This window comes from Streptomyces sp. B15 (genome assembly GCF_018070605.1).
Taxonomy (GTDB): domain Bacteria; phylum Actinomycetota; class Actinomycetes; order Streptomycetales; family Streptomycetaceae; genus Streptomyces; species Streptomyces smyrnaeus.
On sequence record NZ_JAGPXJ010000013.1, the window covers coordinates 97,425 to 111,175 of the forward strand.

12 protein-coding genes are annotated in these 13,751 nt (G+C 72.2%); 4 read left to right on the top strand and 8 right to left on the bottom strand.

Features of this window, described 5'->3' with window-relative positions; all coding sequences use genetic code 11:
* Nucleotides 1–16: 16 nt before the first annotated feature.
* The gene (locus tag KBY19_RS09140) at nt 17–793 is read right to left on the bottom strand and encodes an MBL fold metallo-hydrolase (RefSeq protein WP_210965560.1); all 777 of its coding nucleotides are present in this window, start codon (nt 791–793) and stop codon (nt 17–19) included.
* A 251-nt stretch (nt 794–1,044) separates the two neighbouring features.
* Between KBY19_RS09140 and KBY19_RS09145 the strand changes: the two genes are divergently transcribed.
* Entirely contained in the window at nt 1,045–3,168 is a 2,124-nt protein-coding gene (locus KBY19_RS09145) for a phage holin family protein (protein ID WP_210965561.1), read from the top strand.
* Nucleotides 3,169–3,223: 55 nt separating this feature from the next.
* Here KBY19_RS09145 and KBY19_RS09150 read toward each other — a convergent pair whose 3' ends face one another.
* The 3 genes from KBY19_RS09150 to KBY19_RS09160 all read right to left on the bottom strand — a co-directional run bounded on the left by KBY19_RS09150 (nt 3,224) and on the right by KBY19_RS09160 (nt 5,636).
* Nucleotides 3,224–4,330: an acyl-CoA desaturase gene (locus KBY19_RS09150; protein WP_099886880.1), complete on the bottom strand. Its 1,107-nt coding sequence runs from the start codon at nt 4,328–4,330 to the stop codon at nt 3,224–3,226.
* A 153-nt stretch (nt 4,331–4,483) separates the two neighbouring features.
* Nucleotides 4,484–4,795 carry a YrhK family protein gene (locus KBY19_RS09155; protein ID WP_099885084.1) on the bottom strand — a complete coding sequence of 104 codons (312 nt, stop codon included), beginning with the start codon at nt 4,793–4,795 and terminating at the stop codon, nt 4,484–4,486.
* Nucleotides 4,796–4,814: 19 nt separating this feature from the next.
* Nucleotides 4,815–5,636, bottom strand: coding sequence for a helix-turn-helix domain-containing protein (locus KBY19_RS09160; RefSeq protein WP_099885085.1), 822 nt, complete (start codon nt 5,634–5,636; stop codon nt 4,815–4,817).
* Nucleotides 5,637–5,738: 102 nt separating this feature from the next.
* Between KBY19_RS09160 and KBY19_RS09165 the strand changes: the two genes are divergently transcribed.
* Nucleotides 5,739–6,044, top strand: a complete 306-nt coding sequence (locus KBY19_RS09165) for a 4a-hydroxytetrahydrobiopterin dehydratase (protein WP_099885086.1) — start codon at nt 5,739–5,741, stop codon at nt 6,042–6,044.
* A gap of 55 nt (nt 6,045–6,099) precedes the next feature.
* On the opposite strand, the gene KBY19_RS09170 is transcribed toward KBY19_RS09165, so the two are convergent.
* The 4 genes from KBY19_RS09170 to fdhD all read right to left on the bottom strand — a co-directional run bounded on the left by KBY19_RS09170 (nt 6,100) and on the right by fdhD (nt 10,787).
* Nucleotides 6,100–6,936 (bottom strand): aldo/keto reductase, encoded by an 837-nt coding sequence (locus KBY19_RS09170; RefSeq protein ID WP_099885087.1) that lies wholly within the window; start codon nt 6,934–6,936, stop codon nt 6,100–6,102.
* Between the two features lie 139 nt (nt 6,937–7,075).
* Complete coding sequence (locus tag KBY19_RS09175) at nt 7,076–8,902, bottom strand: long-chain fatty acid--CoA ligase (protein ID WP_185018435.1); 1,827 nt, start codon at nt 8,900–8,902, stop codon at nt 7,076–7,078.
* 298 nt (nt 8,903–9,200) lie between these two features.
* A complete protein-coding gene (locus KBY19_RS09180; protein ID WP_210965562.1) occupies nt 9,201–9,833 on the bottom strand; it encodes a hypothetical protein in 633 nt (210 codons plus the stop codon).
* 102 nt (nt 9,834–9,935) lie between these two features.
* A complete protein-coding gene (gene fdhD / locus KBY19_RS09185; RefSeq protein ID WP_210955683.1) occupies nt 9,936–10,787 on the bottom strand; it encodes a formate dehydrogenase accessory sulfurtransferase FdhD in 852 nt (283 codons plus the stop codon).
* A gap of 208 nt (nt 10,788–10,995) precedes the next feature.
* Between fdhD and KBY19_RS09190 the strand changes: the two genes are divergently transcribed.
* Together KBY19_RS09190 and KBY19_RS09195 are read left to right on the top strand one after the other, a co-directional pair.
* On the top strand, nt 10,996–12,177 hold the full coding sequence (locus tag KBY19_RS09190) for an ROK family transcriptional regulator (RefSeq protein ID WP_210965563.1): 1,182 nt from the start codon (nt 10,996–10,998) through the stop codon (nt 12,175–12,177).
* 209 nt (nt 12,178–12,386) lie between these two features.
* On the top strand, nt 12,387–13,751 hold a 1,365-nt coding region (locus KBY19_RS09195), incomplete at its 3' end, for a sugar ABC transporter ATP-binding protein (protein WP_210965564.1).

Genomic DNA, 13,751 nt, shown 5'->3' on the forward strand with positions numbered 1-13,751 from the left:
ACGAGCGCAGTACCGTTCACCTGTTCGCCCCCAGTCGTACGCTCTGCCCGTGCTCCAGCAGATGCACCGCCACCTGCGGTGCCGGCCGCGCGGCCAGCCGCTTGAACTCGGCCCCGGGCGCATGGAACTCGTGCGGTCTGACCGCGTCGAGACCGACCGGCCAGTAGGTGCCGAAGTGCACCGGTACCGCGCTGCGCGGGCGCAGCCGGGTCAGCGCCTCGGCGGCTCGGCGCGCGTCCAGGTGCCCTTCCCCGAGGAAGGGCCCCCAGCCGCCGACCGGGAGCAGTGCCGTGTCCACGTCGCCGACCGCCTCCGCCATCCCGTCGAACAGCCCGGTGTCACCGGCGAAGTAGGTACGCTCCTCGCCCGAGACGACGAACCCCAGCGCGGGTGAGACCTGCCGCCCCACCGGCAGCCGCCGCCCGTCGTGCGCGGCGGGGACCGCCCTTACGGTCACCGGGCCCACCGCGACCTCGTCGCCCGGGACCACCTCGGTCAGCCGCAGCAGCGGTGCCAGCCGCCGCAGCCCGGGCACCGCGTGCACCGCGCCGCGCGGGACGACGACACGGGTGCCCGGAGCCAGCATGGCCAGCGACCCCGGATGCAGATGGTCGGCGTGCAGATGGGAGACGAGCACCAGATCGGCCCGGACCGCGTCCGGCGGCGGCAGCGCGCCGCGCCTGCGGCGCAGATGAGCCAGGCGGCGCACCAGCAGCGGGTCCGTCAGCACCGTGACCCCCGAGTCCCGCACGGTGGCGGTGGCGTGACCCCACCAGGTGACCTCGACCGGCACGTGCGCTCATCCTCCTCGGGGCCGTCCGGGCTGCACAGGGCACCTACGAGCCTAAGCGTGCACCGGCGCGCCCGTGCCGCCGCCTTGGTGCCAGGACCGCACCGCCCCTGTCGTTCCGAGCCCGTCGCCCGTTCCGGGCATGCACTTCCTCCCGAGCCTTCCGAACGCTTCGAGCGCCGTCCTGCCCGCGGACGAGACTGTGCAAAAGTGGAGGTTGTCCCATCAGCCGTGAGGGAGGTGACCCGACGGACGTGCGCGTCTCCCGCATACCGTGGCGCAGGCTGGGTGCCGCCTCGTTGCGCGTCGGAGCCGTCTGGCTGGTGAGTACCCTCACGATGCTCGTGCTCGCCGGGGTGCTGCCGGACTTCCAGCTCCAGTCCCGCGGCGGCGACAGCGCCACCGTGATCGGTATCACCGCCGCAGCGGGCGCCGGTGCCTTCGGGCTGCTGAGCGCACTGGTGTGGCCGCTGCTGGTACGGGCCTTCCTGCTGGTGCCCGCCCTCGTCCTCGGGCTGCTCGTCTTCTTCCTCAACGGCTCGCTGCTGTGGCTGGCACTGTCCCTGATCCCCTACGGCAGGGGGAGTGCCGATCCGTCGATGGCCGTCGTGGTGGCCGCCGTCATGTCCGCCGCCTCCTCGGCGACCAACGCCTTCCTGGTGGTACGGGACGACCGCGCCTACCGGCACCGGCTCGCCCGGATCGCGGGCCGCAGGAGGCGCAGGGAGGGGCAGGGCGCACCGCCGAGCACACCGGGCACGGTCTTCCTCCAGCTCGACGGGCTCGGCCACGCGGTGCTCAAGGAGGCGCTGGAGGCCCCGGAGGGCGGCGAACCGCTGATGCCCGCCGTGGCCGAGCTGTACGGGCGCACTCACCGGCTCACCCGCTGGCGCACCGACTGGTCCAGCCAGACCGGCGCCAGCCAGCTGGGCATCCTGCACGGCAGCAACGAGGACGTGCCCGCCTTCCGCTGGTACGAGAAGGAGACCGGCGAGGTCGTCGTCAGCAACCGGCCCACCAGCGCCGCCGAGCTCCAGCGCCGTGCCGTCGAGCGCACCGGTGATCTGGGGCTGCTGGCGCAGGGCGGCGCCAGTCGCGGCAACCTGTTCACCGGTGGCGCCCGGCAGGTGGCGCTGGTGCTGTCGGTCTCGGCACGCCGAGGCAAGGAGACCCGGTCCCGGGCCGGTTACTTCGCCTACTTCTCCGACCCCGCCAACGCCACCCGGACCGCCGTCTCGTTCGTCGCCGAGGTGTTCCGCGAGATCGTCCAGTCCACGCGTGCGCTGCTGCGCCGCGAGCGGCCGCGGGTGGGCCGGGGCGGGCTGTACCCGTTCATCCGGGCCTTCGCCACCGTCGTCGAGCGGGACGTGGTGGTGGCCGCCGTGCTCGGCGACATGCTCAGCTGCCGTACCGCCGTCTACGCCGACCTGGTCGGCTACGACGAGGTGGCACACCACTCCGGGCCGCGTGGCCGCGACACCCGGCAGGTGCTGCGCCGGCTGGACAGATCGGTGCGGCTCATCGCGAAGGTCGCCGAGCGCGCCCCACGCCCCTACCGGCTCGTGCTGCTCTCCGACCACGGACAGAGCCCGGGGGAGACGTTCGAGGAGGCATACGGGCTGTCGCTGGATGACCTGGTACGGGCGGGCAGCGGGCTCCAGGTGCCCCGCCGCGCCGGGCGTACGGCCAGCGGCTCGGAGGCACGCGCGGCGGCCCGTGCCGCGCGGCGCCGCCCCGAGGAGTCCGGCCAGGAGGCGCCCCGCAAGCCGCGGCGCGACACCGGGCCCGTCGTGCTGGCCTCCGGCAACCTGGGGCTGATCTCCGTCCCCGAGCACCCCGGGCGGCTGACCCGGGAGCGCGTCGACGAACTGCGCCCCGCGCTGCTGCCCACGCTGGCCGAGCATCCGGGCATCGGTTTCGTGCTGGTGCACAGTGCCGAGCACGGTCCGGTGGTGCTGGGCTCCGGTGGGTGCGAGTACCGGCTGGAGACCGGCGAGGTGGTCGGCCGGCGCGATCCGCTGGCCCCGTTCGGGCCGGGTGCGGCGGCGGCGGTGCTGCGTACGGCGCGGTTCCCGCACGCCGCGGACATCATGGTCAACTCCGCGTTCGACCCCGAAACCGGCGCCGTGCACGCCTTCGAGGAGCAGGTCGGCTCGCACGGCGGGCTGGGCGGTGAGCAGAGCTACGCATTCCTGCTGTCCCCGCTGGAGCTGTCGCCGCCGGTGGAGCCGGGGGAGGAGCTGGTCGGCGCCGAGGCCGTGCACCGGGTGCTGCGGCGCTGGCTCGCCGAGTCCGCCGAGCCGCGCGTTCTCGGGGGCGCCGATCACTTGGCAGCCCCCCACGGGGCGGAACCCCTGCCGGCAGCACCCCATCTGTGAAAGGGGCCCCGGTGAAGGGCCCCCGGCTGCGCGCCGGAGGCCCGCCAGGAGAGGGTTACGCCTTCGGGGCGGGGGAGTCCTCGCGCAGCGGGGCGCCCACGTCGTGCAGATGACGCATCGCCTCGCGCCAGGAGGCGACCAGCCCCGTCTCGTGGTAGGAGATGCCCAGCTCGGCGCAGTAGTCGCGAACCAGGGGGCGCGCCTTGCGCAGGTGCGGGGACGGCATGCTGGGGAAGAGGTGGTGCTCGATCTGGTAGTTGAGGCCGCCCAGCGCCACGTCGGTGAGGAGCCCACCGCGCACATTGCGGGAGGTGAGCACCTGGCGGCGCAGGAAGTCGGGCCGCTCGTCGCCCTTGAGGGTGGGCATGCCCTTGTGGTTCGGCGCGAAGATGCTGCCCAGGTAGACGCCGAAGACCGCGTGGTGCAGGAAGAGGACCGCCAAGGCCATACCGGCCGGCAGCGCCCAGAACAGCGCCACCAGGTAGGCGGCGGTGTGCACCAGCAGCAGGCCGCCCTCCAGCCACTTGCGCTTCAGATGCGGTTGGCGCAGCGCGCGGAAGCTGGAGACGTGCAGGTTGAACCCCTCCAGTGTCAGCAGCGGGAAGAACAGCGCGGCCTGGTGCCGTCCGATGAACCGGGGCAGTCCCCGCGCCTCGGTCGCCTGCTCCCGCGACCAGACGAGGATGTCGGGGGCGACGTCCGGATCGAGGTCCTCGTGGTTGGGGTTGGCGTGGTGGCGGGTGTGCTTGTTCATCCACCAGCCGTACGACATGCCTATGCACAGGTTGCCGACCGCGCGCCCGAACAGTTCGCTGGCCCGGCGGCCGCGGAAGACCTGGCGGTGGGCCAGGTCGTGGGCGACGAGCGCCAGCTGGCCGTAGACCACGCCCAGATACGCGGCGACGGCCAGCTGCCACCACGAGGTGCCCACGGCGAACACGGCCACCCAGCCGGCGGCGAAGGCCACCCCGACCAGGGTGAGGCGTACGGCGTAGTAGAGCGGCCTGCGGTTCATCAGTCCGGCTGCCGAGATCCGGGCGGAGAGCTCGGAGAAGTCGCTGCCCTGCCGGCCACTCCGGGAGCCGCCGGCGGATGCGCGGCGGGGCGTGCGGCCGGGGTCCGGGACGGTCCTCGGCTGCGGGGCGTCGATCGCTGTCGTCATACCCATGAGCCTTCCGGGTACGGGCGGGGGCCGACAGCCGGGCAGCATGCCTGTCGCGGTGGGGGTCTGGCCTCCTGGTCGGGTGTAGCTAGCTACACCCGGCTCTCCGGGAGATCCCGGAGAGCCGGTCGGGGAGCGGCCCGTAGGGGACGGTCAGTAGTCCTGGTCGGAGGCGGCCGTGCCGGGCGCCGCATGGTGCGCCTTGCGGAGGTGGAGCTGGCGGGTCAGCCGGAGGAGGGGGCGGATCAGCAGCTCTACGCTGCCGAACACGAAGCACCAGGTACCGGTACGGGTCCACTCCGGTGAGAAGAACATGATGCTGCCGATCAGGAACCAGACCGCGATCAGAACGTCGTTGGCGATGCTGGCCGCTTCGTAGCGCTGCCGGATGACCAGTTCCTCGTTGCCGATGTGCAGGGTGAGACTGCCGGTCTTGTTGTGCGGGGGCCGCTCATGTTCTGACATGGGACCGGACGCTAGTGGATCACCCGGTGCCGTGCAGCGCCTTGGCGGTCGCCGGATCGGCCGGCAGGAAGGTCTCCACGGCCAGCTCCGAGACGGTCACGTCCAGGGGCGTGTTGAAGGTGGCGATGGTGGAGAGGAACGAGAGGATCTGCCCGCCGTGCTCGATGACCATGGGGAGGGCGAAGCGGGACTCCACGGGATCGGCCGGGTGTGCGGTGTCGCCGTCGCTGACCGGTTCGGGCATCGGATACGCGGCGACCTCGTCGTGCAGGGCGCGCAGCGCCCGGGAGCGGTGCAGGGCCAGTTGCCGGCTCATCTGGTCCAGCAGATGGCCCCGCCAGGCGGCGAGGTTGCGGATGCGGGGGGCCAGGCCCTCGGGGTGCAGGGTGATCCGCATGGCGTTCAGCGGGGGCTCCAGCAGCCGCGGCGCCACCCCCTCCAGCAGCCCCGCTATGCCCTGGTTGGCGGCCACCACCGTGTAGCAGCCGTCCAGGACCAGCGCGGGGTACGGCTCGTAGGCGGCGACCATCCGCTCCAGCGCCCCGCGTACCTGGTCGAGAGCGGGGTCGTCCAGCGGGGTCGCGGCGAAGGCGGGGGCGAACCCCGCCGACAGCAGCAGCGTGTTGCGTTCGCGTATCGGGACGTCCAGCGTGGTGGCCAGCTTGAGCACCATGTCGCGGCTCGGCGCGGTGCGTCCCGTCTCGATGAAGCTGATGTGGCGTGCGGAGGAGTCGGCGCGCAGCGCCAGTTCGAGCTGGCTGAGCCCCGCGCGTTCGCGCCAGTCGCGCAGCAGCACTCCGACGGTGGGGGTGCCTTCGGGCTCTTCGGTCGCAGCGGTCATGGACCAGACGGTAACCGAACCCGCGTGGCACGCTGGGGTCGTGGACGGACGGTAGGACGGTCCGCGAGAGGATCACGCAGCCGACCCGAGGAAGGGAACTCCATGGCGCCCCAGCCGCTGACCCCAGAGGAGACCGAGCAGGCGCTGTCCGGCCTTCCGCACTGGACGACCGACGGAGACAGCGTCTCCCGCTCCTACTCCCTCGCCGGCCACCTCCCGGCCGCCGCGATGGCCCTGCACATCGCGGCGATCCAGGAGGAGCTGAACCACCACTCCGAGCTGACGCTGGGCTACAACTCGCTCTCGGTCACAGTCAACACCCACAGTGTCGGCGGTCGGATCACCGAGCTGGACATCGCCCTGGCCCGGCGGATCGAGCAGATCGCGCCGGGCCACGGGGCGAGCTGAGGGCCGCCGGGGACGGTTCGCCGACGGCGGCCTGGGCCGGCAGGCCCTTGAGCCGTCAGCCCAGCCAGTTCATGGTCTCCGGGTCGGGGCCCAGCCGGGTGTCGGTGTTGAGCTCCGCGATTCGGGCCATGTCCTCGCCGCTCAGCTCGAAGTCGAAGACGTCGATGTTCTCGCGCACCCGGGCGGGCGTGACCGACTTGGGAATCGCCACGTTGCCCAGCTGGAGGTGCCAGCGCAGCACCACCTGGGCGACGGTCTTGCCGTGCTTGGCGGCGATCTCGCCCAGCGCCGGATCGTCGAGCAGGTCGCCGCCCTGGCCGAGCGGGGACCACGCCTCGGTGGCGATGCCGTGGTCGGCGTGGAAGGCCCGCGGCACGGACTGCTGCAGCCGGGGGTGCAGCTCGATCTGGTTGACGGCGGGCACGGTGCCGCCCAGCTGGATCAGCCGGTTGAGATGCGTCGGCTGGAAGTTGGAGACACCGATGGCGCGGGCGCGTCCGTCGGCGTAGATCTTCTCGAAGGCGCGCCAGCTGTCCTCGTACTTGTCGACGTCCGGCATCGGCCAGTGGATCAGGTACAGGTCCACGAAGTCGAGACCGAGCCGGTCGAGGGAGGCGTCGAAGGCGCGCAGAGCGGTGTCGTACCCCTGCTCGGCGTTCCACAGCTTGGTGGTGATGAACAGCTCGTCGCGGGGGAGGCCGGACTGGGCGATGGCGCGGCCCACGCCTTCCTCGTTCTCGTACGCCGCCGCCGTGTCGATGCTGCGGTAACCGGACTCCAGCGCCGTGGTCACCGCCGTTGCCGCCTCGTCGGCCGGCACCTGCCAGACGCCGAAGCCGAGCTGGGGCATCGTGACGCCGTTGTTGAGCGTGGTGGTGGGAACGTTGCTCACGCGATGGGTCCTTACGTTCGTTCGTCGTTCTGCGTTGTCGGCGCGTGTTCCGCCCCTGGGTGAACGCCCGGAGCCGGACACCTGTTCCAGGTCGAACACGCGTTCGGGTGAAGTGTGGCCCGCTCGGCCCACCGGCGCTTCAGCCCTGGTACAGCGCTTCTATCTCCGCCGCGTACGCCATTTCGATCGCCGCCCGCCGCAGCTTGAGCGAGGGTGTCAGCAGCCCGTCCTCCTCGGTGAAGGGCGTCGCCAGGATGCGGAACGTGCGGATGGACTCCGCCTGGGAGACCTGGGTGTTCGCCGCGACGACCGCCCTGCGCATCTCCGTCTCCAGATCCTCGTCCCGCAGCAGCTCGGCCGGGTCCAGCTCCGGCTTGGCCCGCATGGCGAGCCAGTGCTGCACCGCCTCCTGGTCGAGGGTGAGCAGCGCCGATACGTAGGGCCGGTCGTTGCCCAGCACCACGCACTGCCCGACGAGCGGGTGCTCGCGCACGCGCTCCTCCAGCAGGCCGGGGGAGACGCTCTTGCCGCTCGAAGTGACCAGGATCTCCTTCTTGCGACCGGTGATGGTCAGATAGCCGTCGTCGTCCAGGGTGCCCAGATCACCGGTGGCCAACCAGCCGCCCCGCAGAGCGGCCTGGGTGGCGCGCGCGTTGTTCAGATAGCCGCCGAAGACATGGCCGCCGCGCAACAGGATCTCACCGTCCTCGGCTATCCGCACGGTGGTGCCGGGCACCGGCTGGCCGACGGTGCCGAAGCGGGGGCGCTCGGGCGGGTTGGCGACGGCCGCCGCCGTCGTCTCCGTCAGCCCGTACCCCTCGAAGATCCGCATGCCGGCGCCGTCGAAGAACAGCCCCAGCCGCCGCTCCATCGCCGAGCCGCCCGACATGGCGTACCGGCACCGGCCGCCCAGGGCGTGTCGCAGCTTGCTGTAGACGAGCTTGTCGTAGAGCTGATGCTGCATCCGCAGCGAGGTGCCGGGGCCCGGGCCGGTGCCGAACGCCTTGTGCTCCACCGCCTCGGCGTACCGGACCGCCACGTCCACGGCCTTGTCGAACGGGCCGAGCTTCCCCTCGGACTCGGCCTTGCGGCGCGCGCCCTGGAAGATCTTCTCGAACAGGTGCGGCACCGCTTGGACGAAGGTGGGCCGGAACGCCGCCAGGTCGGGCAGCAGCGCCCGTGCCGACATCTGCGGCTGGTGCCCCAGCTTGAGGCCGGCGCGTACCGCCGCGACCTCCACCATGCGGCCGAAGACGTGGGCCAACGGCAGAAACAGCAGCAGCGAGCCCTGCTCACCGGCCTTGGCGCTGAAGACCCGGTCGTACCGGGCGATGATGTTGTCGGTCTCGGCCATGAAGTTGGCGTGCGTGATCACACAGCCCTTGGGGCGGCCGGTGGTGCCGGAGGTGTAGATGACGGTCGCGACCGTGTCCGGGGTGAGTGCCAGCCGGTGCCGGTGGACGACCTCGTCCTCCAGATGCGCGCCGGCGGCCATCAGCTCCTGCACGGCGCCCGCGTCGAGCTGCCACAGCTTCTTCAGCCGCGGCAGGCCGTCGACCACCGAGCCGACGGTCATCGCATGGTCCTCGTGCTCGACCACCGCGGCCGTCACCTCGGCGTCGTGCAGCATCCACGCCACCTGCTCGGCCGAGGAGGTCGGATAGACGGGGACGGGCTGGGCGCCGACCGCCCACAGCGCGAAGTCCAGCAGTGTCCACTCGTAGCGCGTACGCGACATCAGCGCGACGCGGTCCCCGAACCGGACGCCTTGGGCCAGCAGCCCTTTGGCGACCGCCACCACCTCGTCCCGGAACCGGGCCGCCGGTACGTCCTGCCAGGTGCCGTCCGCGTCCTTGCGCGCCAGTAGCGGCAGGTGGGGGGTCTGGTCGGCGTGCGCGAAGACGGCATCGGCCACCCCGCCCACCTGAGGTGCCGTTGCCAGGGCCGGAACGGTGAACTCGCGCAAAGACTCTGCTCCTCGACTGCACAGTGACATGTGACACTGCGCGAGTGACCGTATCCGATCGGGCAGGTTGATCGGGAGGGGTGTCGACGCAGGTCAGTCGGTCAATTGGGACAGTTCGTCGACGTGCTCACGGATGGCCGCGAGGTCGTTTCCCGACCCGTCCGGTTTCTGCACGGAACCTTCGCGAGCCGAATCGGACTGTTTGCGGGACACGAGGGTTACTGGGGGTAGGTGTGACAGATGTGGCGTCGCCTGGACGGGGCGGAACGCGCGAGACCCGGGGCGGGTACCGCGTCGGTCAGAGCGGCGGAAGCTGCCCGTGCGGGGTCGGGTCGTAGGTGCACGGTGACCACGCCCGGCCTTCCAGCGTCCCGGCCCCGTGCTCGCCGGCCAAGGTCCAGTACAGGCCCACGGTGTCGCCGTCCTGCTCGGCGCGCAGCCTCTGGTGCGAGCCCGTGTCCTCGCGGACGGTGACGTGCCAGCCGTGCCGGCGCAGATACCCGGCGGCGCGGCGCATCGCGGGCCGCGCCTCGGCCTCGGGGACGTGCTCCAGTTGCCAGGCGTGCGACAGGAAGAACGCGTCGGCGACCGGTTCCTCGAGGGCGCCTTCCAGGCCGTCGGGATAGCAGAAGGCGGGGCCGACATCGACCGCCGGGTCCTGGCCGCGCCACTGACCGCCCCACCCGTCGACGGTCGGCCCGCCGAGGTCGAGCACCCGCACCAGCTCGGCCGAGGTGCCCGTGATCCTGCGTGCCACAACCTCCGGTTCGGCTTCGGGATAGTCCTCCGGGACCGCACGCTGGATCAGATACATGGCGATGAGCACGGCGACCAGCAGGAACGGCGCCGCGAGCAGGGCGCCACAGCCGAACCTGGCGGCCCGCACGGCCCGCCGCCGCGCCCCGTCCTCGTTCTCCCCCCGCGCACTCACGAGCGGCAGACTACGGCCGGGCGCGTAACGGGCCCGTCAGTACCGTCGGCCGCGAACGGGCCCTCGGACCGCACCGGCCCGCGACGGTGCTCGGTGGAGCCGTCAGCCGGTGCCCACCGGGAGGGACAGCCGGTGGGCGCCCGCGTAGATGTTCATCGAGGCGCCGCGCAGAAAGCCGACCAGGGTCAGGCCCGTCTCCTGGGCCAGGTCGACGGCGAGCGACGAGGGGGCCGAGACGGCGGCCAGTACCGGGATGCCCGCCATCACGGCCTTCTGCGCCAACTCGAACGAGGCGCGGCCCGAGACCATCAGCAGGGCGTCGCGCAGCGGTAGTGCGCCGTCCTGCGCCGCGCGGCCCACCAGCTTGTCCACGGCGTTGTGCCGGCCCACGTCCTCCCGTACGTCGAGGAGTTCGCCGTCGGGCGAGAAGAGGGCGGCCGCGTGCAGTCCGCCCGTACGGTCGAAGACCCGTTGTGCGGCGCGCAGCCGGTCCGGCAGCCGGGCCAGCAGTTCGGTGCCGATGCCCAGCGGCCGGTCGCCGTCGAGTTCCCAGCGCGCCGTGGTGCGCACCGCCTCCAGGCTGGCCTTGCCGCACAGTCCGCACGAGGACGTGGTGTAGACGTTGCGCTCCAGCGTGCCGAGGTCGGGCGCCGGTACGTGCGGCGCCAGGCGTACGTCGACGGTGTTGTAGGTGCTGACGCCGTCCTCGTCGCGGGCGCTGTCGCAGTAGACGATCCCGGCGAGGTCGTCGGCCGCGGAGGCGATGACCCCCTCGCTGACCAGGAAGCCGGCCGCGAGGGCGAAGTCGTCGCCCGGGGTGCGCATGGTGACCGCCAGCGGTTTCCCGTCGAGGCGGATCTCCAGGGGCTCCTCGGTGACGAGGGTGTCGGGGCGCGTACTGAGCGCGCCGTCCCGGATCCGGATGACGGAGCGTCGTGTTGTGACCCTGCCCATGACCTCACCCCGGTGGTCCGAACCTCCGATGGTCCGACCCTAATGGAACCCTCGGCGTTCCGTGCGCCGAGCCTTTGTCCATTCTCGGGAAGAAGTCGAACCAGTTCATGCAGAACTTCTTCCCAACCCCGGCCGCCACTGCTACGTTCCCCGTGCATTCCCGGACGCGACGCCGACACGGACGGCTGGAGGGGTAGCGGTGAGGCGCATGACTGCACGGCCCGCGAACGCGCACCAGGCGCGGCTGCTCCGCCTGCTGCGTGACGGCGGCCCCAGGTCGCGCGCCGAACTCGGGGACCGCGTCGACCTGTCCCGCTCCAAGCTGGCCGTCGAGGTCGACCGGCTGCTGGAGACGGGGCTGGTCGTCGCGGACGGTCTCGCCGCCTCGCGCGGCGGGCGCCGCTCGCACAACATCCGGCTCGCACCCGGACTCCGCTTTCTGGGCGTCGACATCGGCGCCACCTCCATCGACGTCGCCGTCACCAACCCCGAGCTGGAGATCCTCGGCCATCTCAACCAGCCGATGGACGTCCGCGAGGGACCGGTCGCGGTCTTCGACCAGGTGCTGGCGATGGTGGCCAAGCTGCGGGACAGCGGGGTCGCCGAGGGGTTCGACGGCGCGGGTATCGGGGTGCCCGGCCCCGTCCGCTTCCCGGAGGGTGTGCCGGTGGCGCCGCCGATCATGCCCGGCTGGGACGGCTTCCCCGTCCGGGAGGCGCTCAGCCAGGAGCTGGGGTGCCCGGTGATGGTCGACAACGATGTGAACCTGATGGCCATGGGCGAGATGCAGGCCGGAGTCGCCCGTTCGGTGCGCGACTTCTTCTGCGTCAAGATCGGCACCGGCATCGGCTGCGGCATCGTCGTCGGCGGCGATGTGCACCGCGGAACCACCGGCAGCGCCGGCGACATCGGGCACATCCAGGTCGAACCCGACGGCCGCCAGTGCGCCTGCGGCAACCGAGGCTGCCTGGAGGCCTACTTCGGCGGAGCCGCGCTGGCGCGGGACGCCGAGGCGGCGGCCCGTGAGGGGCGCTCGCCGGAACTGGCCCGGCTGCTGGAGGACAACGGCCGCCTCGGCGCCGCCGACATCGCCACCGCCGCCTCCGCGGGGGACGGCACCAGTCTCGACCTCATCCGCGACGGCGGCGCCCGGGTGGGCCAGGTCATCGCGGGACTCGTCAGCTTCTTCAACCCCGGCCTGGTCGTCATCGGCGGCGGTGTCACCGGGCTGGGCCACACCCTGCTCGCCAGCCTCCGCACCCAGGTCTACCGCCAGTCGCTGCCGTTGGCGACCGGCAACCTTCCCATCGTCCTGGGCGAGTTGGGCCAGGTCGCGGGGGTGACGGGCGCGGCCCGGCTCACCAGCGACCACCTGTTCTCGCCCGCGTAGCGCACTCCGTCGTCGGCGCTTTCCGCCGACGCCCCCGGCACAGCACTCGGCACAGCCCCCCCACGGCACGCGGCACCGACCAGCACCATCCCGCCCCACCAGTACGACACCAGTACGACGCACAGCGCAGCGCCCTGCACCGCCCGCTTTCGCCCTGCACCGCTACCGCACAGCGAGTCCCGTACGGCCCCCTGGGACGGAGGTCCTGCATGCCCCTGTTGACGATGTCCTCGATCACCAAGTCGTTCCCCGGTGTCCGTGCGCTCGACGGTGTCGACCTCGACGTCGAGGAAGGCGAGGTGCACTGCCTGCTCGGCCAGAACGGGGCGGGCAAATCCACGCTCATCAAGGTGCTCGCCGGCGCCCACCAGCCCGACAGCGGCGACATCACCTGGCAGGACGGGCCGGTGCGGCTGACCAGTCCGGTCTCCGCGATGCGGCTGGGTATCGCCACCATCTACCAGGAACTCGACCTGGTGGAGCACGTGTCCGTGGCCGAGAACGTCGTCCTCGGCCACGAGCTCGCCACCCGCGGTATCGTCCGCCCCCGCGAGGCGCGGGCCCGCACCGCTGAACTGCTGGCCCGGCTCGGACACCCCGAGATCGATCCGGCGGCGCTGGTGGGCTCCCTCTCAGCGGCCGGCGCACAGGTCGTGTCCATGGCGCGCGCCCTCTCGCACGACGTACGGCTGATCATCATGGACGAGCCGTCGGCGGCGCTCGATCCCGACGAGGTCGACAACCTCTTCCGGATCGTGGGGGATCTGACCGCGGACGGCGTCGCCGTCATCTACATCTCCCACCGGCTGGAGGAGATCCGCCGCATCGGCGACCGTGTCTCCGTCCTCAAGGACGGCCGGGTGGCGGCGCGCGACCTGCCGGCGCGCACCACGCCCACCGAGGAGCTCGTCGCCCGGATGACGGGCCGGAACGTGCAGTACGCCTTCCCCGAGCCGACGGTCGACGACGTACCGCCTGCCGAGCCGGTGCTCGTGGCCGAAGGACTGGCGCGCCAGGGCGAGTTCGAGCCGCTCGATCTGGAGCTGCGCCCCGGCGAGATCGTCGGCCTGGCGGGGCTGGTGGGATCCGGCCGCTCGGAGCTGCTGGAGACGCTGTACGGCGCCCGCCGCCCCACCGCCGGGCGGGTCCTGGTGGACGGCAAGCCGCTGCGCCCCGGCAGCATCGTGGCCGCCGTACGCGCCGGTATCGGGCTGGCACCCGAGGAGCGCAAGTCGCAGGCGCTGCTGATGCTGGAGTCCGTCACCCGCAACGTGTCCGTCTCCTCGCTGCCCCGCTTCTCCCGCGGCGGCTGGCTCGACCGGTCGCGGGAGCGGGCCGAGGCCCGCCGGCACACCCGTGAGCTGGGGCTCAGCCCCGACGACCCCGAGCGGCCGGTGCGCACCTTCTCCGGCGGCAACCAGCAGAAGGCCGTGCTCGCCCGCTGGCTGCTGCGCGGGTGCCGGGTGCTGCTGCTGGACGAGCCGACCCGCGGTGTGGACGTCGGCGGCAACGCGGAGGCCTCCCGGCTGGCGGGCATCGCCGTCAAACGGCAGCGGCTGCTGCTGTATCTGCTC

Bases quoted from the DNA above. Each gene is read 5' to 3' on its own strand.
- KBY19_RS09160 (WP_099885085.1), bottom strand. From the start codon at position 5,636: ATGACCGCTGCGACCGAAGAGCCCGAAGGCACCCCCACCGTCGGAGTG.
- KBY19_RS09165 (WP_099885086.1), top strand. From the start codon at position 5,739: ATGGCGCCCCAGCCGCTGACCCCAGAGGAGACCGAGCAGGCGCTGTCC.
- fdhD (WP_210955683.1), bottom strand. From the start codon at position 10,787: ATGGGCAGGGTCACAACACGACGCTCCGTCATCCGGATCCGGGACGGC.
- KBY19_RS09155 (WP_099885084.1), bottom strand. From the start codon at position 4,795: ATGTCAGAACATGAGCGGCCCCCGCACAACAAGACCGGCAGTCTCACC.
- KBY19_RS09190 (WP_210965563.1), top strand. From the start codon at position 10,996: ATGACTGCACGGCCCGCGAACGCGCACCAGGCGCGGCTGCTCCGCCTG.
- KBY19_RS09150 (WP_099886880.1), bottom strand. From the start codon at position 4,330: ATGACGACAGCGATCGACGCCCCGCAGCCGAGGACCGTCCCGGACCCC.